At 74.6% G+C, this 23940-nt stretch carries 10 protein-coding genes; 5 read left to right on the top strand and 5 right to left on the bottom strand.

Annotation, left to right across the window (positions count from 1 at the left end; translation table 11 throughout):
• Nucleotides 1-373 precede the first annotated feature (373 nt).
• From ACZ7GZ_RS14240 to ACZ7GZ_RS14225, 4 genes are all read left to right on the top strand, one after another.
• Nucleotides 374-1594 carry an MFS transporter gene (locus ACZ7GZ_RS14240; RefSeq protein ID WP_471024062.1) on the top strand — a complete coding sequence of 407 codons (1221 nt, stop codon included), beginning with the start codon at nucleotides 374-376 and terminating at the stop codon, nucleotides 1592-1594.
• A 99-nt stretch (nucleotides 1595-1693) separates the two neighbouring features.
• A complete protein-coding gene (locus ACZ7GZ_RS14235) occupies nucleotides 1694-2542 on the top strand; it encodes an SDR family NAD(P)-dependent oxidoreductase (protein ID WP_471024061.1) in 849 nt (282 codons plus the stop codon).
• Nucleotides 2543-2611: 69 nt separating this feature from the next.
• Nucleotides 2612-7354, top strand: a complete 4743-nt coding sequence (locus ACZ7GZ_RS14230; RefSeq protein WP_471024059.1) for an amino acid adenylation domain-containing protein — start codon at nucleotides 2612-2614, stop codon at nucleotides 7352-7354.
• A complete protein-coding gene (locus tag ACZ7GZ_RS14225) occupies nucleotides 7351-9060 on the top strand; it encodes an AMP-binding protein (protein WP_471024058.1) in 1710 nt (569 codons plus the stop codon). The genes ACZ7GZ_RS14230 and ACZ7GZ_RS14225 overlap by 4 nt, the downstream gene beginning before the upstream one ends.
• Nucleotides 9061-9121: 61 nt before the next feature.
• On the opposite strand, the gene ACZ7GZ_RS14220 is transcribed toward ACZ7GZ_RS14225, so the two are convergent.
• Nucleotides 9122-10480 carry a cytochrome P450 gene (locus ACZ7GZ_RS14220; RefSeq protein ID WP_471024056.1) on the bottom strand — a complete coding sequence of 453 codons (1359 nt, stop codon included), beginning with the start codon at nucleotides 10478-10480 and terminating at the stop codon, nucleotides 9122-9124.
• A 149-nt stretch (nucleotides 10481-10629) separates the two neighbouring features.
• Between ACZ7GZ_RS14220 and ACZ7GZ_RS14215 the strand changes: the two genes are divergently transcribed.
• A complete protein-coding gene (locus ACZ7GZ_RS14215; protein WP_471024054.1) occupies nucleotides 10630-11343 on the top strand; it encodes a 4'-phosphopantetheinyl transferase family protein in 714 nt (237 codons plus the stop codon).
• Here the strand turns inward: ACZ7GZ_RS14215 and ACZ7GZ_RS14210 are convergent.
• The 4 genes from ACZ7GZ_RS14210 to ACZ7GZ_RS14195 are packed head-to-tail and all read right to left on the bottom strand — an operon-like array spanning nucleotide 11243 to nucleotide 23905.
• Nucleotides 11243-12583: an MFS transporter gene (locus ACZ7GZ_RS14210; RefSeq protein WP_471024053.1), complete on the bottom strand. Its 1341-nt coding sequence runs from the start codon at nucleotides 12581-12583 to the stop codon at nucleotides 11243-11245. The genes ACZ7GZ_RS14215 and ACZ7GZ_RS14210 overlap by 101 nt on opposite strands.
• Complete coding sequence (locus ACZ7GZ_RS14205) at nucleotides 12580-13374, bottom strand: thioesterase II family protein (RefSeq protein WP_471024052.1); 795 nt, start codon at nucleotides 13372-13374, stop codon at nucleotides 12580-12582. The genes ACZ7GZ_RS14210 and ACZ7GZ_RS14205 overlap by 4 nt, the downstream gene beginning before the upstream one ends.
• Nucleotides 13371-18797: a type I polyketide synthase gene (locus ACZ7GZ_RS14200; protein ID WP_471024050.1), complete on the bottom strand. Its 5427-nt coding sequence runs from the start codon at nucleotides 18795-18797 to the stop codon at nucleotides 13371-13373. The genes ACZ7GZ_RS14205 and ACZ7GZ_RS14200 overlap by 4 nt, the downstream gene beginning before the upstream one ends.
• A complete protein-coding gene (locus ACZ7GZ_RS14195) occupies nucleotides 18794-23905 on the bottom strand; it encodes an amino acid adenylation domain-containing protein (protein WP_471024049.1) in 5112 nt (1703 codons plus the stop codon). Before ACZ7GZ_RS14195 ends, ACZ7GZ_RS14200 begins: the two co-directional genes overlap by 4 nt.
• Between the last annotated feature and the right edge of the window lie 35 nt (nucleotides 23906-23940).

The raw sequence follows: 23940 nt of genomic DNA, 5'->3' as shown, positions 1-23940 counted from the left end.
CGCCGGGCGGCCGAGCGCGCGGTGGCACGCCTCACGGGAGGTGCGGCCGGCGGGCAGGTGCTCCTTGGCCGGGCGGCAAAAAGGCGGCACCATACAAGGCGGGCACTTTCGGACACATCGCCCGGTCAGGCCCAGCCGCCCCCAAGCCGGTCAGGACGTCGCCCCGTCCGTGGTCGCCCCGGCGTGCACAGGGCACGAACCGCCGGTCCCCGCCATCTCGCTGCGCCGGCCTCGGCGCGGTGGTTCGCACACCGGGCGGCAATACGTCCAAAACCGTGCGGATCTTGGCTCGGAAAGGCCGTTGGCCTGCGACTTGTTGGTGTGGGAGGGTGGTGCACGGTTCCGCGTCGTGTGCGCCCTCACGACGGGTCCGATGACCAGTCCGACCATGACCACCGGGGCGCAGGGGGTTCCTTTCGTGTTGGGCAGGATCTCGACACTCGCGCTCGGGGCGTTCGCGGTGGGGACGAGTGGATACATCGTCACCGGTGTGCTCCCGGACCTCAGTTCGGAGCTATCCGTCTCCTTGTCCACGGCCGGGCTGCTCGCCACGTCGTTCGCCGTGGCGTACGCGGTCGGCTCTCCGCTGCTCGCCGTGGCGATGGGCGGATGGCCCCGGCGGCGGCTGATCGTCGGCGCGCTGCTCGTGTGCGCCGCCGGCAACGCGCTGGCCGCCGTGGCACCGGGCCTGGGCGTGCTGCTGACCGCGCGGATCGTCACGGCGGTCGGTGCCGCGGTGTTCACCCCGGCGGCCACGGCCGCGGCGGCCGAGCTGAGCGGGCCCGAACGCAGGGCGCGTGCGGCGGCGTGGGTGTTCGGCGGACTGGTGACGGCCACGATCGTCGGGGTGCCGGCCGGCTCCCTGCTCGCCGGACCGCTGGGCTACCGGGGCGTCTTCTGGCTGGTGGCCGCGTTCTGCGCACTCGCCGCCGCGGCCGTCGCCGTGGTGGTGCCCGAGGTGGCCGCACCCCCGCGGGTGACACTGCGGGAGCGTGTCGGGGTCGCGGCGGACGCGCGGGTGCTGGTGGTGCTGGCGATCACGCTGGCCGCGAGTCTCGGGGTGTTCACCGTCTACACCTATGCGGCGCCGGTTCTGGCCGACCGGGTCGGGGCGCACGGCACCGGCCTGAGCCTGCTGCTGTTCGGGTACGGAATCGGCGGCGCCCTCGGCAATGTGGTCGGAGGTGTCGCCGCCGACCGGTACGGCTGGCGGGTGCCGCTCCTGGTGTCCGTGTCCGGCAGCGTACTGGCGCTCGCGGCGCTGTCCGTGGCGCACGGTACGGTCCTCGCGACGGTGCTGCTGTTCGCGTGGGGCGTTTCCAGCTGGGCGTTCAACCCACCGGTGCAGCGACGGCTGATCGAGCTGTCACCCGGTGCGGGCGGTCTGCTGCTGGCCCTCAACGCCTCGGCCCTCTACCTCGGCATCGGGCTGTCCGGGGTGGTCGGCGGGGCGGTGATCGACCGCATCGGGATCGGGGCCGTGCCGCTGACCGGGGCCGCGCTGTGCGCCGCGGCGGTCGTGGTGCAGGCCGTGTCGGGGGGCCGGTCCGCGGCACCCGAGGCGGTCGGGGTGCCCGAGGTGCCCGGACGATGACGGGGCGGTGGAAGAGGCCCGCTGCACGCCGGGCCGCGGTGGAGCGGACCTGTGCACGACGGCCGCTCGGGGAAGTGACCGGCACGACGGAGGACACGCATGCGTGAGCTGGGGAACTCGGTGGGGATCGTCACCGGGGCGTCGCGCGGCGTCGGCCCGTACATCGCACGGCACCTGGCCGCGGCCGGTGTGCGGCTCGCGCTGGTCGCGAGATCCGAGGACGGGCTGCACGCCACCGCCGAGGAGATCGCGCGGCGGCACGGCACAAAGCCACTCGTCATCCCCGCCGACGTGTCCGACGAGGAGGCACAGCGGCGTGTCGTCGAGACGGTCCGCGCCGAACTCGGGCCGCCGGCGCTGCTGGTGAACAACGCCGCGGTCGAGCACGTCGCCCGGTTCCAGGACGTGCCGGTCGAGACGATCAGGAGGATGCTCCTGGTGAACCTGTTCGGCGCTCAGGCCATGACCCGGCTGGTGCTGCCGGACATGCTCGCGGCCGGCCGTGGACACATCGTCAACATCGGCTCCGTGGGAGGGCGTACGGCCTACCCGTACGCCACCGTCAACTCCTCCGCCAAACACGGCCTGGTCGGATTCACGTGGTCCCTGCGCGAGGAACTGCGCGGCACCGGCGTGGGCGTCTCGGCCGTGTACCCGACGCTGATCGCGGACGTGGGCATCTCGGCGGGCTGGACGGGAGGCCGACGCCCCGTGCTGCTCGGCCGGGTGACGCCGGACGACGTGGCGCGCGCGGTGCTGACATGCGTCCGGGAGAACCGGGTGGAGGTCACCGTCGCTCCCGTCATGGAGCGGATCGCGGACGTGGTGAGCGCGGTCTCGCCCCGGCTGACCTCCTGGATCGCCCGCGTGGGCGGCGTCCATTCCTATCTGCGCAGGGTCGCCGACGCGCAGATACCGGCACCGAACGAAGAAGACAGAACACACTAGTGGGTCACGCTGGCGGGTGACGCCAGCGGGTCCGGCCGGCTCGGCCGGCCGCCACACGGGGGGACTGTGATGACCGAGAAGTCTGACATATCCGTATCCGAACACTGTTCCGGGTCCGTGCCCGGCCGTGACGAGATCGTGACCCGGGCGCGTGAGCTGCTCGCGGGGATCGACACCGGCCACGACCAACCACGCGAGCCGGGTGAGCCGTTGGCCCTCGAATCGCTGGGAGCGGTCGCCCTCAAGGCCGCGCTCGACGCGGAGTACGGCTCCGACGTGCCGCTGGAGGTCTTCTTCGGCCGGTGCACGCTGGAGACGGTCGCCGATGCCGTGCGCAACCACCGCACCGGCAGCGGTCCGGTGCCGCCGCTGGTCCCCGCGCCCGAGCGCGCCCACGAGCCGTTCCCGCTGACCGAGGTCCAGCAGGCGTACTGGCTGGGCAGCCGCGGCTTCGACCTCGGAGGGCGCTCCGCGCACTTCTACGGGGAGCTCGACCTGTTCGCGGCCGAACCCGACCAGGTCGAGAAGGCGTTCAACCTCCTCGTCGACCGCCACGGCATGCTGCGGGCGGCCCTGCTCCCCGACGGCCGCCAGCGCATGATGCCGCAGGTCCCGTACTACCGGATCCGCCACGCCGACCTCGGCGGGCTCGGTGAGCAGGAGTGCGAGGCCCGGTTGCGGGAGACCCGCGACGAGATGTCGGCCCAGGTGTTCGACCCGCACACCTGGCCGCTGTACGAGATACGCACGCACCGCCTGCCCGGCGGACGCCTTCGCCTTCACGTGAGCATCGACCTGCTGTTCGCGGACGCCGGCAGCATCCAGATCCTGATGGCCGAATGGATCCGGCTGATCCTCGACCCCGCCTCGGCCGGCCCGGCGCCGGACCTCACCTTCCGGGACCACGTAGAAGCCCTCACCGCCTACCGCGCACAGCCCGGCCACGACCGGGCCCGTGCCTACTGGCTCGACCGGCTCGACACCCTTCCCCCGGCGCCCGAACTGCCCGTACGGGCCGTCGACCACGACGGGCCGCCGGTCTTCGTCCGCCGCGAGCGACGCCTGCCCGGCCACGTATGGCGGCGCCTGCGGGACCGCGCCAACGCCCTCGGCGTCACCCCGTCGGTGCTGCTGTGCGCGGCCTACGCGCAGGTGCTGCGTACCTTCAGCCGCACCTGCCGGTTCACCCTCAACCTCACGCTCGCCGACCGTCCCCGGGTGCACCCCGACATCGACCGGATCGTCGGCGACTTCACCAGCACCGTACTGCTGGAGTGCGATCTCGGCGGCGCACGGAACCTGGCCACGGCCGCCGGAAGGCTCCAGGCGCGGCTCCTGAAGGACCTGGCACACGCCCGGTTCAGCGGGGTCGAGGTGCAGCGCGAGCTGGCCCGGCGCGGCGACCCGGCACAGGCGCGGATGCCCGTGGTGTTCACGGCACTGCTGCGCGAGGAGGACGGGCTCGGCGCGTTGGAGGGCATCCTCTTCGAGACCGGCCACGCCCTGTCCCAGACACCACAGGTGTATCTCGACAACCAGGTCGTGGCGCGCGGCGGGGACCTGGTCGTCAGCTGGGACGCGGTGGAGGACATGTTCCCCGGGGGCGTCCTCGACGCCATGTTCGCCGCGTACCTGGAGCTCCTCGAACGGACCGCGGAGGGCGAGAACCCGGGTCCGGTGCTGCTGCCGCCGGGGCAGGCCGCCGTACGCGCGGCGGTCAACGACACCCAGGGGCCGCTGCCGGACGAGCTGCTGCACGCGGCACTGGACCGGAGGGCCGCGCGGGATCCCGCGGCCCCCGCCGTGATCACCGCCACCCGTACGCTGACCTTCGGCGAGCTGGACCGGCGCGCACACCAGGTGGCGCGGCGCCTGCGCGCGCTGGGGGCGGGCCGTGCGAACACCCTGGTCGCCGTCCTGATGCACAAGGGCTGGGAGCAGGCCGTCGCCGCGCTGGGCGTGCTGCGCGCCGGCGCCGCGTACCTGCCGGTGGACGCGGGCCTGCCGCCGGACCGCGTCGCGCAGCTCGTGGCGGCGGGCCGGGCCCGGGTCGTGCTCACCCAGCCGGGGGTGGCGGTGCCGCCGGGGGTCACCGCTGTGGTGGTGGAGGACGAACCGTGGCCGGAGGTGCCGGACACGCCGGTGGAGCCGCCCGCCACCGGACCGGACGACCTCGCCTACGTCATCTTCACCTCGGGATCGACCGGGCGGCCCAAGGGGGTGATGATCAGTCACCGCGCCGCGGCGAACACCGTCCAGGACATCGACGAGCGGTTCGGCGTCGGCCCGCAGGACCGGGTGCTCGGGCTGTCCTCGCTGAGCTTCGACCTGTCCGTGTACGACGTCTTCGGTGTGCTGGGGGCCGGCGGGGCCCTGGTGCTGCCCGCCCCGGACGAGTCCCGTGATCCGGCCCGCTGGCTGCGGCTGGCCGAGGAACACCGGGTGACGCTGTGGAACAGCGTGCCGCCGCTGCTGGAGCTGCTGGTCGAGCACTGCGAACGGCAGGACACGGCCTTTCCCCCGACCGTGCGCACGGCGCTGCTGAGTGGCGACTGGATCCCGCTCTCCCTGCCGGGACGGGTCCGGGCCGTCGCCTCCGGTACACCCCGGCTGGTGAGCCTGGGCGGCGCCACCGAGGCGGCGATCTGGTCCATCTGGCACCCGATCGACCGGATCGACCCCGCGTGGGCCAGCATCCCCTACGGCACCCCGCTGCGGAACCAGACGTTTCATGTGCTCGACGCGGAGCTGGCCGACCAGCCCGACCATGTCACGGGCGAACTGTTCATCGGCGGAGCCGGTGTCGCCCTGGGGTACTGGGACGACCCGGAACGGACCGCGGAGCGGTTCCTGAGCCATCCGGTGACCGGGGAGCGGCTGTACCGCACGGGCGACCTCGGCCGGTATCTGCCGGACGGCACCGTGGAACTGCTCGGCCGGGACGACTTCCAGGTGAAGATCGGCGGTCACCGGATCGAGCTGGGCGAGATCGAGGCCGTGCTCGCCGGGCATCCCGGTGTGCGGTCGGCCGTGGTGGTGGCGCGGGAGGGCAAGCGGCTCGTCGCCTATGTCGTGCCCGAGGACGGACTCGCCCCGGCCGAGACCGAACTGCGCGGCCATCTCGCGGGGAAACTCCCGGCGTACATGGTCCCCTCGGCCGTGGTCCTCCTCGACCGGCTGCCGACAGGGCCCAACGGCAAGCTGGACCGGCGTGCGCTGCCCGCCCCGGCGACGGCTGCGGGCACGGGCCAGGAACCGCCGGCGACACCCGTGGAGGAGGCGCTCGCCCGCGCCTGGGCGGCGGTGCTGCCGGCGGACCGGATCGGCCGCCACGACAACTTCTTCGCGCTGGGGGGCGACTCGCTGCTGGTGGTCCGGGCCGTCGCCAGGGCCGCCGAGGAGGGACTGCGCCTGACGATCTCCGACTTCTACGCGCACCAGACCGTCGCCGCCCAGGCGGATGCCGCGACGGCCCTGCCGGCGACCGCTCCGGACCGGGCCGAGGTCACCGGCCGGGCCGGGCTGTCACCGAGCCAGCTGTGGTTCTTCTCCCAGGAGTTCGCCGACGCCCACCACTGGAACGGCATGTGGCCGGTCTTCGAACTGGACCGGCCGATGGAGACCGGTGCGCTGCGCGCCGCCCTCGACACCGTGCTCGCCCACCACGACGGCCTGCGCGCCCGGTTCGTCCGCGACGGTGACGGCTGGCACGCGGAGCTGCCGGCCGCCGAGCCGGTGGAGGACTCGCGGGTGACGCTGGTCGATCTGAGCGACGTCCCCGACGACCGCGTCGAGGCCGAGATCGCCCGCCATGCCGCGCACCGCAACGGCGGACTGGACCCGGCGGCCGGGCGGACCGTCCAGCTAACGCAGTTCGACCTGGGTCCGCACCGCCGCCCACGGCTGCTCGTCAGCGCGCACTGGCTGGTCATGGACTACTACGCCTCCCGGGTGTTCCACGAGGACCTTCGCACCGCCTACACGGCGCTCGCGGGGGGCGAACGGCCGGTGCTGCCGGGCAAGAGCGCCTCGCTGCCGCTGTGCGCGGACCAGCTCCGGATCCAGGCGGCGAGCGCGGAGCTCGCCGCCGAACTGCCGCACTGGACCCGCCTGGCCGGGCTCTGTCCCGCTCCCCTGCCGGTCGACCACCGCCTCGGCCCCAACTCCCAGGAGTCGGCGGTACGTCTCTTCGCGGAGGTCACCGGCGACACCGCGGCGGCCGTGGTGTCCGGGCTGCCGCGGACGCACGGCGTCGAGATCCGCGAGGTGCTGCTCACGGCACTCGCGCGGGCGGTGACCGCCTGGACGGGCGAGCCGGAGACGCTGGTGGAGGTCGAGGGACACGGCCGTCGGCGGGCGTTCGGCGCGCTCGACGTCACGCGCACCATCGGCCGCTTCTCCACGCTGTCACCGCTGCTGCTGCCCGCGGGCGACCTCGCGTCGGTGCGTGACCGGATCCGCGAGACACCGCACCAGGGCGACGGCTACGGCCTGCTCAGGTATCTGCACCCGGACCCGGAGGTGCGGGAGCGGCTGGCCCGCGTCCCGGCGCCCGAGATCGGGTTCAACTACTGGGGCGACGTCAGCGAGTACTTCACCGGCGACGCCCGGCCGGTCGTGGAGTCGTTCGGCCACCACCGCAGCGGCGCGGGCCACCGGACCCGGACGCTCGACCTCATGGCGATGGCGTCCGGCGACACCCTGAGGCTGGTGTGGACCTACAGCCGCCATCTGCACCGGGAGGAAACGATCCGCGCCCTCGCCGACCGCTTCGCCGCGGAACTGCACTCGCTCGCGCGGAGCGCCGTATGAACAAGGGAGAGCACATCGTGGACCACCCGCGTCCGGAGGAGATGTTCGGCGCGGTCACCGTGCCCGAGGCACTGGAGCTCGCCGCGGCCACGCCGCGCGGGATCACCGTGGTGGACCGCCGGCTGTCGGCGGTGCCGCTGCCGTACGCGCTGCTGGCCTCCGGGGCACGGCGGGTGGCCGCCGGGCTGGCGAAGGCCGGGGTGGGGCGGCAGGACCGGGTGGCGATCGTGTCGTCCACCTCGCCCGGGTTCCTGCTCAGCCTGTTCGGGGTGTGGCGGGCGGGGGCGGTGCCGGTGATCCTGCCGCTGCCGCACCGGCTGTCCGACCTGCCGGACTTCGTCGCCGAGGTCGGCCGGCGGCTGGACCATGTCGACGCGCGGTGCGTCGTGGTCGCCGACACGTTCGGCGACTTCGTCACCAGCCGGGTCACCGGCGGCCGGACGGTGCTGACCTGCGGGGAGCTGGCCGCCGCGCGCGAGGAGAGCACCGGTCCGGTCCAGGTGGGCCCCGACGACCTGGCCTACCTCCAGTTCACGTCGGGCACCACGGGCCTGCCGCGGGCCGTCGCGCTCAGCCACCGGCAGATGCTGACCAACGCGGCGGTGTGCTGCGAGCGGCTGCGGCTGGACCGGGAGCGGAGCGTCCATGTGAGCTGGCTGCCGCTTTACCACGACATGGGGCTGATCTCCACGCTCGCGGCCATGGCCTACCGCATCAAGCTGGTGCTCCAGGCGCCCCAGGACTTCCTCGCCCGGCCCGATTCCTGGGTGGACGCGCTGTCCGCGTACCGGGCCACCAGCACGGTCGCGCCGAACTTCGCCTACGGCCTCGCCGCACAGAGCATGACCGAACGGCCCCGGGACCTCGACCTGTCCGCGTTGGAGGTCTGCGGGGACGGCGCGGAGCCGATCCGGTCCGGGCCCCTGGAGCGGTTCACCCGGGCCGGTGCCCGGTACGGGCTGCGGCCGCAGGCCGTTACGCCCATGTACGGCCTGGCCGAGGCGACCCTGGCGGTGGCCATGGGCGAGGTCGGCGAGCCGATCGCCTGGGACCATGTGTCCCGGCGGGATCTGCAGCGGGACGGGGTGGCCCGGCCGGTCCCGGCCGGGGACCCGGACGCGCGGGCCCTCGCGGTGTGCGGCCGGCCCGTGCCGGGCGTGGAGGCCGAGATCCGGGACGGGGACGGCAAGGCCCTCGACGACCGGCGGGTCGGCGAGATCTGGGTGCGCAGCCCGTCCGTGATGACGGGGTACTGGCAGGACCCCGAGGCGACCGCCGAGGTCCTCGACGACGGCTGGCTGCGCACCGGCGACCTCGGTTACCGCACCGAACGGGGCCTGGTGGTCTGCGGGCGGCTCAAGGACATGATCATCGTGGGGGGCCGCAACCTCTACCCGGAGGACTACGAGCACGTGGCCGCCGCCGTGGAGGGGGTACGGCCCGCGTGCGCGGCGTTCCCGGTGCCGGAGACCGAACGCATGATCGTCGCTCTGGAGCCCCGGGAAGGCTTCGACGACGGCTACGACGGCCTCGCCGACCGGGTGATGCGAAGGCTGCGCGAGCAGCTGGGCCATGCCCCGGACAAGGTGGTCGTCCTGGAGCGCGGCTCGATCCCGCGCACCTCCTCCGGCAAGGTCCAGCGCGGACGGTGCCGGGAGGGCTACCTGGCGGGACGGCTGCGGGTGCTGGCGGAGACCGTCCGCTGACCGCAGCCGCCGTGCGGCCCGCCCGCCCGGTCGCCCGGGCGGGCGGGCGGGCCGTCGTCCGTCAGCGGCGCCGGGTCACCACGACCCGTGCGCCCCGGGCGGGGATCAGCGTGACGTGGTGGGCCTTCTGCGGCTCGGGGGCGGGGTCGTCCGGCCGGATGTCGTACCGCGAGAGGATCTCACGGAGCGCCACCTGGGCCTCCAGCAGCGCGAAGCCCGCGCCGATGCAGCGGCGGGCACCGCCGCCGAACGGGATCCAGGTGTGGGCGGGCGGCTGCCCGTCGAGGAACCGCTCGGGGCGGAACGCGTCCGGCTGGTCGTGGTAGGCCGGGTCGGACTGGACCAGCCCGATCGCGGGCATCACGGTGGCACCCGCCGGGATCCGGTATCCGCCGACCTCCAGCGGGCGGGTGAGCTGCCGGGCCACCTCGTACACCACGGGCTTCAGCCGCAGCCCCTCCTTGGCGACCGCCGTCAGGTACGCCTCGTCGCCCTCGTCGGCGGCGCGCTGGGCCCGGCCCAACTGCCCGGGGTTGCGGATCAGTTCGTGCACGGCCCAGGCCAGGCCCGTGGCGGTCGTCTCGTGTCCGGCCAGGAGCAGGGTGATGAGCTGGTCGCGCAGCTCGGCGTCGGTGAAGCCACCGCCCTCCTCGTTCTCCGCCTGCTGCAGCAGGCGCGACAGGACGTCGGTACGGCTGTGCAGATCCGCGGAGCCACGGCGGTCGGCGATCTCCTCGTACAGCAGCGCGTCGAGGCGGCGCTGCATGGAGGTGTGCCGGTGCCACGGACCGAAGCGCTGGAGCAGCGGGTACGGCAGGCCCAGCAGGGTCACCGGGCCGATGTCGGCGATGCCGCGTACCAGCGGACGCATCTGCGCCAGCCGGGCCTCGTCCGTCACGCCGAACACGACCTGGAGGATGACCTCCAGGGTGAGCGCCTGCATCCTTCGGTGCACGCTGATCACCCGGTTCTCCGGCCAGCGTTCCACCTCCGCCTTGGTCAGGGCGGTCACCATCTCCCGGTAGCCGGCCAGGGCCGCACCGGTGAAGGCGGGCATCAACAGCCGGCGTGAACGGCGGTGTTCGCCCTCGTCGGTGAGGAGCACCGAGTGGTCGCCGAGGGCGGGGCCCATGATGGCGTTGCCCTCGCCTGCGTGCAGGACCTCCACCGGGCCGCCGAAGACCGTCTTGATGTCCTCCTGGCGGCTGAGGATGACCAGGTGCCGGGTGGGCGTGGTCAGCCTGAGGGTGAACACGTCCCCGTAGCGGCGGCGCAGCAGCGGGAAGAGGTGGTGGCGGTACTGAGCGAAGAGCAGGGTCTGCACGGTCGCGGGCAGCCGCAGGCCGGGTGGCCGCTGCCCTCGGGCCGGCCGGTGTGTGGCCGCCGATATCGCTGACACTCCGTCAATACCGCTCGACATCGCCTGATTCCCCCTTGAAAAGCAATGCTACGCGGCCATGTGGTCCGCACAGCCGGTCGTGTGGTTCACGCTAGCAGCCGGGGCGTCCGACGGACATGACGGGCGTTTTCCGTCGCATCCTTCCGGCCGCCTGCGGCTAGGGTCCTCACATGCTCGGACCGATTCTGCCCGCCGCGGTCGTGTGTGCCGAGGCGTTCCGCGACGCACCGGAGTCCGTGCTGCTGCCCGAGGAGCGGGAGGTGCTGGCGCGGATCCGGCACGAGGAGCGGCGGCGGGAGTTCGCCACGGTCCGGCACTGCGCCCGGCGCGCCCTCGCCGGACTGGGTGTTGCGCCCGCGCCGCTGCTGCCGGACGAGCGGGGGGCGCCGTGCTGGCCGCGGGGCGTGGTCGGCAGCATGACGCACACGCTCGGGTACCGGGCGGCGGCGGTGGCTCGCTGCACCGCGGCGCGGGCGGTGGGCATCGACGCCGAACCCCACGCCCCGCTGCCGCTCCGGGTGGTCCGCGGCGTCGTCCGGCCCGAGGAACGGCAGCGGCTGGCCGCGCTGCACGCGGCCGATCCGGCGACGTGCTGGGACCGGCTGCTGTTCTGCGCCAAGGAGGCCGTGTACAAGGCGTGGTACCCGATGACCCGCCACCGGATCGGCTTCCTCGACGCGTCGGTCGACATCGACCGGGAGACCGGGACCTTCCACGCCGAGGTACACGCGCGGACGCGTACGGACGGGGACGGCGGCCGGGCTCCGCTGTCCCCCCGCTCGTTCACGGGGCGTTGGACCGCCTCCCCGCAGCTGCTGGTCGTCGCCGTCGTCGTACCCGCCGTTCCACGGCACCCGGATCCCGGTATCCGGCCCACGAGTTGAGCGGAGAGGCCAGCGCGCCGAGGCCCACGAGGAGCCGCAGCCCGCCGGCCAGCGCGATGATCAGGTACATGTTGTGCCAGTGCTGCTCCAGCACACCGCCCAGGATCGAGGCGACCGGGATCGACATGAACGCGAGCATCCGGGTGGTGGCGACGACACGGCCGAGGAGTTCCGGCGGCACGGTCCGCTGGCGCAGGACGAACCAGGCGACCATGTTGACCGTGCCGATCCCGTAGATCAGGGCCCACAGCACCGCGATGCCGACGACGTCCCGCACCGCGACCAGCGCCACGATCCCGGCGCCCGCGAGCACCGTTCCCGCGATGACGACCCGGCCCGGTGCGAAGCGCCGGCCCAGCCAGGGACAGACCGCCGCGCCCAGCACCGCCCCCGCTCCCTGGGCCGCCAGGACCACTCCGATGAGGGTCGACGACATCCCGTGGTAGTCACTGAGGTAGTAGACGAGGTTCGCCTGCACCATCCAGGTGCCCAGGTTGGCGAGGGCGAACAGGGTGGCGCCGCTCAGCAGGACCCGGTTGTCGCGGCCGATGTGGACCAGCGCGTCCCTGATCTCGCCCAGCAGCTCGCGGCGCTCCGGCGCGCCCTCGTCCGGGGACGGACACGGGCCGGGGCCCGCGGGCCCGGTCGTGCCCTGTCTGATGGTGAGGATGGCCAGACCGGACACGGCGAACGTGGCCGCGTCCGCCCAGACCGCCCCCTGGTAGCCGAGAGCGGCGATGAGCACACCGGCCACGGCCGGGCCGGCGAGGCTCATCAGGTTGTCGCCCATCTGCATCCAGGAGTTGGCGCGTTCCAGGTCCCGGTCCCGCACCAGGCGCGGCACCAGCCCCTGGAAGGCCGGGTAGTACAGCGGCTCCACGCACGCCAGCAGGAACGCGAGTGCGTACACCAGCAGGACGGAGGAGGCGCCCGATGTCACCGCGAGCGCGAGCAGCCCGGCCAGCGCCGTCGCCGTCAGGTCCCCGATGACCAGGATCCGCCGGCGGTCGAACCGGTCGGCGAACACCCCGCCGGGCAGGGAGAGCACCAGCAGCGGCGCGTACTCCAGCGCGTACACCACGGCCGTGTTCAGCGCCGAGCCGGTCAGCTCGAACACCATCAGCGGCAGCGCCAGCCGGTAGATCCAGTTGCCCAGCCCCGACACGACGAACGCGAACAGCAGGAGTTCGTACGGGGCCCCCAGCCGCCGGCCGGAGGCCACCTCGCCGTCCGTGCTCACCCCGTCACCTCGCGGATCAGGCCGGTCACGGCCGTACGCCAGGGGCGGAGGTAGAAGTGGTCGCCGGGGAACATGCGCACCGAGACCGGGCCGGACAGCTCCTCCCGCCAGGCCTCCAGCTGGGTGAGGGGGATCGGGTCGTCCGTGCCGCCCAGCACGGTCGCCGGCACCGCGAGCGGCCCGGCACCGGGAGCCCGGTACGTCTCCCGGTACGTCTCCAGGACCTCGTAGTCGGCCCGGAAGTACGGCAGCACGAGACCGCGCAGCTCGGGGTGGTCGCGCAGTTCCGCCGGCACCCCGCCGTGCCGGCGGTCCACGACCCTCAGGAACTCCTCCTCGGGCAGGTCGTGGATGCTTCCCTCGTACGCCACCAGCCCGGGCGCGGGACGCGCGGAGAGGAACAGGTGGCGGGGTACCGGACGCCCGGCCGCAGCCAGGGCGCGGGCCACCTCGAAGCCGACCAGGGCGCCGAAGCTGTGGCCGAAGTAGACGGCCGGCAGGTCGGTGCGGACCTGTCCGGTCAGTTCCTCCACCAGGGGTCCCATCCGGGTGTGCGGTGCCTGCCTGGCCCGGGCGCCGCGGCCGGGGAGCTGCACGGCGCAGACGTCGACGTCCTCGGGCAGGTAGCGGTGCCAGCGGCTGAACTCGGCGGCGGTGCCTCCCGCGTGGTGGAAGCAGTACAGCCGGACCCGGGCGGCAGCACGCCGTTCACCGCGCACCACCCAGTGCTCGTCGCCGGAGGGCGCCGGAGTCGGTGCCGGGGTCGGTGTCCCCGGTGGCGTCGCGGTCACCGGCCCTCCCCCGCCTGGCGGCGCAGCTCACCCGCGAGTGCCTCGATCGTCGGGAACTCGAACAGCACGCCGATGCTCAGCTCTACGCCGAGCCGGTCCCTGACCTCGGAGATCAGACCGACGGCGCTGAGGGAGTCACCGCCCAGGGCGAAGAAGTCTTCGTCGTGCCCGACGGCGTGCATGCCGAGCGCGGCCTGCCAGACCTCTTCCAGGACCGCCGTGACGTCCTGCCCCGCGGTCCGGCCCGCGGGCGGTGCGGTCCGCTCCTGCGAAGCCGGCTCGGCGGGGCCGGTGGGCTCGGCGGGCCGGCCGGCGGCCGCGGGCGCGACGGGCGCGTCCGGCGGCGCGGTCGCGGCGGGGGCGGGCGTGACGGCCGGGGTGACGGGCTCCAGCGGCACCGGCCCACCGTCCCGGAACGGGCGTACCGCGACCTGCCGGGCGGGGCGCTCCGCCAGGATGTCGAAGAGCAGCGCCACTCCCTCGCCGGGCGGAATGCCGTCCGAGGACGGCAGCCCGGAGACCGGGGCGCCGGCGGCCCCGGGGTCGCCGAAGGCCGCGGAGTCGTCGGCGCCTTCCTGGTCCCCCGTGCTCGCCCCGGCGCCGTCGGGTGCCTCGAACGGGTTGCCCTCCACCTTCCGCATGGTGAAACCCCGGACGGTGACGGCCGCCACCCCGTCGGTGCGCACGAGGTCGATGTCGGCGACGAGGACGCCGCTGCCGCCGCGGACCTGCCGGACGTGCGCGGCGAACGCGCCGGGAAGGTCGCCGTACACCGTGATCTCGCCGTACAGCAGCGGCAGGTGGTGGTCGTGCTCGCGGCGGCGGGTGAGCGCCGTCGCGCTGTCCAGCAGCGCCGGGTGCAGCGCGTGGTCGTCGAGCTCGGTGTGGAACCGCGGGTCGAGGCAGAGGGTGGCGAGCTGTTCGTCGGCCGAGCGGCGCAGCTCCGCCACGTTCAGCCAGTGCGGGCCCAGTTCGGCGAGGTCGCCTGCGCCGGTGGCCTCGACCGTCTCGGTCATGCGTGTGGACACGGCCGCCAGGTCCACCCGGGGCGGGACCTCGTCGCGGGCCGTCTCCACCCGGCCGGAGGAGTGCACCGTGGACCCCGTCCGCACCGTGAAGTCCCAGTGGCCGTCGCGGGGTTCGAGGGTGACAAGGGCGCGGCGGGTTCCGTCGACGTACAGCGGCCGGCGGAACACCACCTCGCGCAGCCGCACCGGCGCCCCGGTGAGTTCGGGCAGCAGGTCGCGGGCGGCGCGGACGACGAGGTCGAGGTGGCCCGTGCCCGGCAGGACGGCCCGTCCGCCGAAGCGGTGCTCGTCGAGCAGCCAGTGCTCCTCGGAGAGTTCCCGCTCGTACACCAGGGCCTCCGGGCGGCGGCCGGTGGTCCAGGAGGACAGGGGTTCGCCGCTGCCCGGGTCGACGGCGGAGCGGGCGGCCATGCCGACCGAGGCCCAGCTCGGCCAGTTGACGCTGACGACGCGCTGCCGGGACACGGCCGCGTGTGCGTCGAGGAAGGCGTTCGCCGCGGCGTAGTCGGCGCTGCCGACCAGGCCGCCGATGGAGGCGCGGCTGGAGAAGGAGGCCAGGAAGTCGAGCGGGGGCCGGTCGGCGAAGACCCGTTCGAGGACGAGGGTGCCGAGCACCTTGGGCCGCAGCACCGCCCGTACATCCTCGGGGGTACGGAAGGCGATCATGCCTTCGCCGGGCAGTCCGGCGGCGTGCAGGACGCCGTGGACACGGCCGGCGGTGCGCTCCACACGGTCGACCAGATCGCGCAGCGACGCCTCGTCGGTGACGTCGGCGCGCTCGGCGAGCACGCGCGCGCCGAGCCGCTCCAGTTCCCCGACCACGGGTGCCGCCGCGTCGGTGAGTCCGGAGCGGCCGGTCAGGACGAGCGTGGGGGCGAGGCCGGTCTCGGCGAGACCGCGGGCGACGGCCAGACCGAGGCCGCCGAATCCTCCGGTGACGAGATAGGTGCCGCCCGGGCGGACGGGGGGCTCGGTGGCGGGCCGGTGCGCGAGCGGCACCTCCGCCGGTATCCAGCGGCGGTCGCCGCGCAGGGCGACGACCGGGGGCCAGTCCCCCTCCTGGATCTGATGGGTGACCAGGTCGTCGTCGGTGCCCGGTGACACGTCGAGGAAGAGGCAGGCGGCGTTGGGCAGTTCGAGCGGAACGGTCCGGGCCAGCCCGGCCAGGGCCGCCTTGGCGGGGTGCAGGGGTTCACCGCCGGAGACGTCCGCGCCCCGCGCGGTGAGCATCAGGAAGCGGGGCGCGCGGCGCAGCCGGGAGCTGCGGGCGACGGTCCGGACGACGTCGTAGGCGCTCTCCACGCCGTCGGCGAGCTGCTGCTCCGCGGTGTCCACGGTGGCCTCGGGCCACGGCCCGGCGGCGAGGGCGTGGACGTACAGGGCGGGTTCGTCGCCGCGGGCGAGCAGGTCGTCCAGGACGGCGCTCAGGGTGCGGGGGCGGGCGGGCACCACCCGGTGACCGGCCCGGCCGAGGATGCCGGTGACGTGGCGGGCGGCGTCGGGGTCGTCCGGGAGCAGGGTGAGCGCGACGGTGCCGCGGTGCCGTGGCGGGCGGGGGCCGAGGGGGATTTCGCGCCAGCGGATCAGTGACAGCGGGGAGGGCGTGGCCGGCGTGGTGTGCGGGGCCGGTGCCTGGGGCCCCGCTTCGGCGGCGGCCCCGGTGCGTTCCGCGTCCCGGCCGGGGGTCCGCTCCTGCGCCGGCTCGGCCGCGGCCGGGTGCGCCGCGGTGGCTTCCGGCTCGGGCGGGGGCGGGCTGATCCAGTGCCGCTCACGCTGGTACGGGTAGGCGGGCAGGGCGATCCGGTGCAGCGGGCGGGACGGCCCGACGGCCTCCCAGCGCAGGTCGTGGCCCTCGGTCCACAGGGCGCCCGTGGCGGCGAGGACGGCGGTGCGGTCGTCGCCGGGGCCGAGGGTGGGGACGGCGAGGCTGCCGTTGCCGTGGCCGCGGACCAGTGCGGTGAGGGCGCGGCCGGGGCCGGCCTCCAGTGTGGTGAGCCGCCGTCCGCCGAGGAGCCGGGTGAGGGCGGGCCCGAAGAACACCGGTGTGGTGAGCTGACCGGCCCAGAAGGCGGGATCGACCGCCTGTTCGTCGGTGAGGGGCTCGCCGGTGGCGGCCGAGACGACGGGAATCGTGGGCGGGGACAGCGTCACTTGGTCGAACGCCTCCAGGAACCGCTCGGCGGCGAGTGTCATGGACGGCGAGTGGAAGGCGTGCGACGTGTCGAGCCGCTTGGCCCGGACGCCGGCGGCGCGGACCCGTTCGGCGAGGGCCTCGATCGCGTCCAGGGCGCCCGCGAGGACGGTCTGCCGGGGGCCGTTGACGGCGGCGAGGGCGACTTCGTCACCAAGCAGGTCCCGGATCTCCTCCTCGGGGAGGGAGACGGCGAGCATGGCCCCGGGCGGCATGGCCTGCATGGCCTGGCCGCGGGCGGTGACCAGGCGCAGGCCGTCCTCCAGGCCGGTGACGCCGGCGACCATGGCGGCGACGAGTTCGCCGACGCTGTGACCGAGGAGGGCGGTGGGGGTGACGCCCCGGGCCCGCCACATGGCGGCCAGGGAGCAGCCGACGGCGGCCAGCAGCGGCTGGACGTACTCGGTGCGGGTGAGCAGTTCGGCGGCGTGCGGTCCGCGCCAGGCCGGTTCCAGGTCCACGCCGAGGGCGGCCACGATGTCCAGGCACTGGTGCATCGTCTCGGTGAACGCGGCGTCATGGCCCAGGAGTCCGGCGGCCATGCCGGGGCGCTGGGAGCCCTGGCCGGGGAAGAGCAGGGCGACCGGCCGGGCGGCGGCGCCCTCGGCGGCGCGGATCACGCCCCGGCCCTCGGGGTCGGCGAGCAGGTCCACGGCCTCACGGGCGGTGCCGGCGACTGCGGCCCGGCGCAGCGGATGGACGGTCCGGCCGAGCCGCAGGGTGGCCGCGGTGTCCGCGAAGCCGTCCTCGCCGTGCCAGGTGAGGTGCCGGGCGAGCCGGGCGCGTACCTCGGGTTCGGCGGTGTCGGTGCGCGCGGACCAGACGAGCAGTTCGGGGCCGTCGGCGGGCGTGCGCGGCCGGGCCGGGGGCGCCTGTTCCAGGATGACGTGGGCGTTGGTGCCGCCCACGCCGAAGGAGCTGACGGCGGCGGTCCTGCCCCGCTCGCCGGTGACGGGCCACACGTCGCGCCGGGCGACGACGCGGAACGGTGTGGCATCGAGGTTCAGCTTGGCATTGGGCTCGGTGAAGTGGGCGGTGGGCACGAACTCGCCGTGCTCCATGCACAGCACGGTCTTGACGAGTCCGGCGACTCCGGCGGCCGGTCCGAGGTGGCCGATGTTGGACTTGACGGAACCGAGGGCGACGGCGGACGGGGTGGGGCCGTCGCCCGCCAGGAAGCGGTAGGCGGAGGTCAGGGCCTCGATCTCGATGGAGTCGCCGATGTCGGTGCCGGTGCCGTGGGCCTCGACGTAGTCGATGTCGGCGGGCGTGAGGCCGGCGACGGTCATCGCCTCGACGACGGCCCGCATCTGGCCGTCGACGCCGGGCGCGCTGAAACTGACCCGGTCGGAGCCGTCGTTGGTGACGGCCGAGCCCCGGATGACCGCGCGGACGGGGTCGCCGTCGGCCAGCGCGTCGGACAGCAGCTTCAGCACGACCACACCGCCGCCGTTGCCGAACACCGTGCCGTTGGCCCTGGCGTCGAAGGGGCAGCAGAAGCCGTCCTGCGAGAAGATGCTGCCGGGTGCCCAGCGGTAGCCGTGACCGTAGGGCAGCTCGATCTCCGCGCCGCCCGCCAGCGCCGTCTCGCACTCGCCGGCGCGCAGCGCCTCGCACGCCAGGTGGACGGCGACGAGGGAGGTGGAGCAGGCGGTGGCGACGGAGAGGGCGGGTCCGGTGAGGCCGAGGCGGTAGGAGACGGTGCTGGCGACGTAGTCGTTGTTGTTGTAGATGTCCAGGGACAGCGCGCCGGCCCGGGCGGCGAGTTCCTTGTTGGCGCGGATGTTGAACTCGGCGTACCGGTTGGAGGCGGCGCCGCCGTACACGCCGACGGTGCCGGGCACGGCGAAGGGGTCGTAGCCGGCGTCCTCCAGGGCGGAGTGGGCCAGTTCGAGGAAGAGACGCTGCTGCGGGTCGCGCATGGCGGCCTCGCGCGGGGTCATCCCGAAGAACTCGGCGTCGAAGCGGTCGGCGTCGGCGAGGAGCGGGACCCGGCGGACGTAGTGCGGGTCCGTCAGCAGGCCTTCGCTGACGCCCGCGGCGCGCAGTTCGTCGTCGCTGAGCGTGCTGAAGCAGTCGGCGCCCTCGGACAGGGCGTGCCAGAACCGTTCCACGTTCTCCGCGCCGGGGAACCGGCCGGCCATGCCGATGACGGCGACGGGTTCGGCGGTGCGTCCGGGCTCGGGGTGCTGCGACGGGTTCATCGCTGGGTGGTCCTCTTCTGGTCGTTCAGGCGTCGTCGGACGGCGCGCCGCACGGCGGCGACTCCGGTGAGCGAGGCGGGGCGTACGGATGCGGTCGGGGTGGGGCCGCCGGCGACGGGGGCGGTGTCGCCGCGCAGGTGCCGGGCGAGGAGCCGGGCGTTGGGGAAGCGGAACAGGTCGACGATCTCGACGCTGAGACCGTCCGCCCGCAGCCGCTCGTGCATGCGCAGCAGGGACAGGGACGTGAGGCCGGCGTCGAAGAAGTTGGTGGTCGCTTCGGGCTGCGCGGGCGGGCCGGGCCGGTCGCCGAAGCCACCGTCCGCGGCACCGCCGGACGCGAGGAGCTGTTCGCGCAGGGCGGCGAGGACGCGTTCCTCTACGGCCGACGGCGACCGCTCGGCGCGCGCATCGCCGGTCCCGGCGACCGCGTCGGCGGTGGCGGTGGCGGTGGCGGTGGCGGTGGCGGCGCGGACGTCGACCTTCCCGTTGTGGTCGAGGGGCAGTTCGCCGAGGACGACGATCCGGCCGGGTACGGCCCACGCCGGCAGGACCGCGCCGAGCTCGTGGCGCAGTTCCTCGGCGAGGGCGGGGCTCGCGCCGGGCGCGGCGACGAGGGCGGTGATGCCGGTGCCGGTGGGTACGGCGACGCAGCTCACGACGGACTCGTGGGCGAGGAGCACGGTCTCGATCTCGGCCGGTTCCAGCCGGTGCCCGCCGACGGACAGCTGCCGGTCGCGGCGCCCGACGAACTCGATGTGCCCGTCGGGCGTGTAGCGGCCGAGGTCACCGGTGCGGTACGAGGTGACGCCGGGCTCGCCGTACGGGTCGGGGCCGAACGGCGAGGGGTCCTTCGCCGGGTGGGTGCGCAGCGCGAGGCCGCGACCGCGCACGACGATCTCGCCCAGCTGGCCCACCCCGGCGCCCTCGACGACCAGTTCCCGCCAGGGGCTGGTGGCGGCCACCGGCACCCCGGCCCGGTCGCGCCTGCGCCGCACCGGGTCGCCGGCCGGGTCGTGCCAGCGCAGCCAGGAGCTCAGCTGCGGGGTCTCGGTGGTGCCGTAGCCGTGGTGGATCTCGGCGCGGGGGGCGACGCGGCGCAGTTCACGGGCGACCGCGTCGGTCAGGAGTGCGCCGGACAGCACGATCTGCCGCACGTGCTCCAGGCGCCGGCCTGCGGCACGGGCGGCGGAGGCGAGGAGCCGGGCGAGCCCCGGTGTGGCGTGCAGGTGGGTGATCCGCTGTTCGGCGATCTGGTCGACGACGGCGTCGGGATCGGTGGCGGCGGGCAGCTGGAGGCTGCCACCGCTGGTGAGCGGGACGAGGATGTCGCGCAGGACGGGGTCGTGCCCGGGGGCGGACAGCATCAGGAAGCGGTCGTCCGGTCCATGGCCGAACGCCTCACGGTAGTGGTGCAGCGCCTGCGGGAGGGCGTCGCGCGGGGCGAAGACCACGCTGGGCTCACCCGTGGTGCCCGAGGTGCACAGGGCGTGTCCGCAGTCGAGGGGCCGCGGCTCGGTGGTGGGGCGGGGCAGGTCGGGGCCGGTGAGGACGGGCACGGGCCAGTCGGGGCCGCCGGGGGCCAGCACGGCCTCGGCCCCGGAGCCGGTCAGGGCGGCCAGCAGCCGGCGGTCGGGCAGCGTGGCGTCCACCAGGGTGACGGCGCACCCGGCGTGCCAGGCGGCGAGGAGTTCTTGGACGGTGGCTTCGGTGCGGTCGCCCGGGAGCAGCACCATACGGCCCGACCAGCCGGCGGCGCGCAGCGCGTCGGCGCGGTCCGTGACGGCCCGGTGGAGCTGACGGTACGTCAGCTGACCACCGGGCCCGCTCAGCGCCGTGCGGTCCGGGTGCTGTGCGGCTGCCCGGGTGAACGCCTCGGCCACGCCGGGGAGTTCGGGTACCGGGGCGAAGGTCGCGTGGGGCCGGTCGCCGCCGAGCGGCCAGCGGGCCGGTGCCCGGTCGAGGGCGTCCGGGATCGCGTGGAGAAGCCGGACCACCTGATCCAGCAGGTGTGCGGCCGTCTCCCGGTCGAAGACGTCGCGGGCGTGCACCAGACGCAGCCGGTAGCCGGCGGAGTCGGTGCGGCGCAGGTAGAGGCCGAGGTCGAACAGGGAGCCGGTGGTGTCGGGCTCGACCTCGGTGGCCGCCGCTCCGTCGAAGGCAGGTGCCGGGGCGGCGTGGGTGAGGTCGTTGAACCACACCTGGTACAGCGGGTTGCGGCTCAGGTTGCGGGGCAGGCCGAGGGCCTGCACGATGCGTTCGAAGTCGGCCCCGGCGTGCGCGTGGGCGTCGAGCATCGCGTCGGACACCTGGCGTACGAGCCCGCCGAAGCGGCCCTCACCGGCGACGTCGATCCGTACGGGCAGGGTGTCGATGAGGAAGCCGATGACATCGTCGCCGGGTCCGCCGTCCCGGGAGGACCACGGCACGCCGACGACGACCTCGTCCTGGCCGCTCCACGAGGTGAGCACGGTGGCGAATGCGGCGAGGACGACGGCGACGGGCGTGACCCCGAGGTCGCGCGCCACCTCGTCGAGGCGGCGCGCGGCGGTGCCGGGCACGGTGGCGTCGACGGCGCCGCCCTCGAAGGTGGTGACGGCCGGACGGCGCGCCTGGAAGGGCAGGCCGTGCGCGCGCGGGGCGTCGCGCAGCCGTTCCGTCCAGTAGGCGAGGTCCGCCTCCTCGGCGGCTGCGTCGGCGCGCGCGGCCCGCTCCGTGAGCAGGTCACCGAACTGCGGCGGTGCGGTGTCCGCGGCGCGGCCGTCGTAGGCGGCGGCGAGGTCCGCGAGGAACAGGTCCACGGACCGCTGGTCGGCGATGGCGTGGTGCAGCACGGCGACCAGCAGGGCGTCGCCGTCGGTGCCGCTGACGCAGTGGACGCGCAGCAGCGGCGCGGTGTCCACGCGCAGCGGTTCGGCCGCCGCCTCGGCCGCGAGCGCGCGGCAGCGCTCCTCGGTGAGCGGCTCGTCCACCGCGCTGACCTCGAGCGGCGGTTCGAGGTGCGCGGCGACCTCCTGGTACGGCCCGGACTCGTCGACCGCGATGCGGGTGCGCAGCGACTCGTGCCGCGCGACGACGACCGCGAGGGCGGCACGGAGCCGGCCGGTGTCGAGGCCGCCCGCAACGCGCAGCGCGGCGACCACGTTGTAGGCGCTGAGCTGCTGGTAGAGCTGCTCCATCAGCCACAGCCTGCGCTGGCCCCCGGAGACCGGGGCGCGGGCGGGGTCGGGCCGCCGCGCCAGGGCCGCGCCGTCGGCGGCCGGCTCGGCGCCGGGCCCGTCGCCGGGCCCGGCCGGGTCCGGTATGCGGGCGCGCAGGGCGGCGAGGGTCATGCGGTCGCGCAGCAGTTCGGCGAGGGTGACGCGCACGCCGTAGGTGCGCAGGAGTTCACCGCGCAGCCGGACGGCGGCGAGGCTGTGCCCGCCGAGCGCCAGGAAGTCGAGGTCCTCCTCGACGGTGTCGAGGCCGAGCGCGTCGGCCCACAGCCGGGTCAGCGGGTCGCTGCCGCTCGGGCCGGTGTCGGCGTCGCGCGGGGCGAGGAGTTCCGTGGCGCGCCGCCGCAGCGCCACCCGGTCCTGTTTGCCGCTGCCGGTGAGCGGCATGGTCTCGAGGGTGACGAAGTGGCTGGGCACGTACGCCGAGGGCAGCCGGGCGGCCACATGGGCGCGCAGTTCCTCCTGCCAGGCCGGCCCGGTGCCGGGCCCGACGGGGCGCACGAACGCCACCAGGCGGGGCGCGCGGTCACCGCCGGCGACGACCGCGCACTCGGTGACGCCGGGATGGTCACGCAGGACCGTCTCGACCTCGCCCGGCTCCACCCGCACGCCCCGGATCTTGACCTGCTCGTCGATGCGGCCGTGGTAGCGGATCTGTCCGTCCGTGACGCTCACCAGGTCGCCGGTGCGGTAGACGTGGTCCACCCCGCTGCCGGCGGGCGCGCGGACGAAGGCCTTCCGGGTGAGGTCCGGGCGGCTGACGTAGCCCAGGGCCAGCGGTGCGCCGCCGATGCACAGTTCGCCGGTGGCGCCGTCGGCGACCGGCCGGCCCTGCTCGTCGAGGACGAGGAGCACGCAGTTGTCGACGGCCCGGCCGATGGGGACCTCGTCCAGGCCGGCCGGGTCGGCGGGGGCGTCCCAGTAGGTGACCTCGATGGAGGCCTCGGTGGGGCCGTAGAGGTTGTGCAGCCGGACGGGCAGGGTCTCCAGGCAGGTTCGGGCCAGGGCGGGCGGGAGGGCCTCGCCGCTGCAGAAGACGTGGCGGAGGCTGGTGCAGTCGCCGGACCCGGGCCAGCGCAGGAACTCGTCCAGCATCGAGGGCACGAAGTGGCAGACGGTGACCTGGTGTTCGACGACCGTCTTGATGATCGCGGCGGGGTCGGCGTGCTCGCCCGGTCCGAGGAGGACCAGCCGGGCCCCCACGATCAGCGGCCAGTAGATCTCCCAGCCGGAGACGTCGAAGGTGTAGGGGGTCTTCTGCAGGACGCGGTCGGCGGCGGTGAGCCCGTAGTGGCGCTGTCCCCACAGCAGCCGGTTGGTGACACCGCCGCTGGGCACCAGGACGCCCTTGGGGGTGCCGGTGGAGCCGGAGGTGAAGAACACGTTGACGGGCTGGTCCGGGGCCACGGGCCGCAGTGGCGCCGGGACGTGGCTGTCGTCGGTGCCGGCCGCGAGGGGGACGATGTCCAGCAGGTCGACGCCGTCCGGGCCCTGCCAGGTGCTCAGCGGGCCGGTGGTGCCGACCACGAGTGCGGGCCGGGCCGTGTCGAGGATGAGGGCGAGCCGTTCGGCGGACTCGTCGGTGGCGAGCGGCAGATAGGCGTAACCGGCCTTGAGGACGCCGAGGAGCGCGGCGACCAGGTACGGGCTGCGGTGGGCGAGGACGGCGACCGGCCGGTCCTCGGGCAGGCGGCGGCTCAGCAGTTCGGCGGCGAGCCGGTCGGAGACCCGCTCCAGTTCGCGGTACGTCCAGGTCGCCTCGGCGCCGACGCAGGCGACGGCGTCGGGGGTGCGGTCGCTGACCGCCCGGATCAGTCCGGGAATGCCGTAGGGGGCCGAGTGGTCGACGGATGGTCCACGCAGGGCGTGGCCCGGGTGGTCGTCGTGAGGGTGCATGGCGGAAGTCCCCGTAATCCTGCGGTGTTGCTGCG

The sequence above is a fragment of the Streptomyces sp. NPDC037288 genome (genome assembly GCF_055603265.1).
Note: the sequence above shows the minus strand (reverse complement) of the source record. Positions and strands in the feature narration are given on the sequence as shown.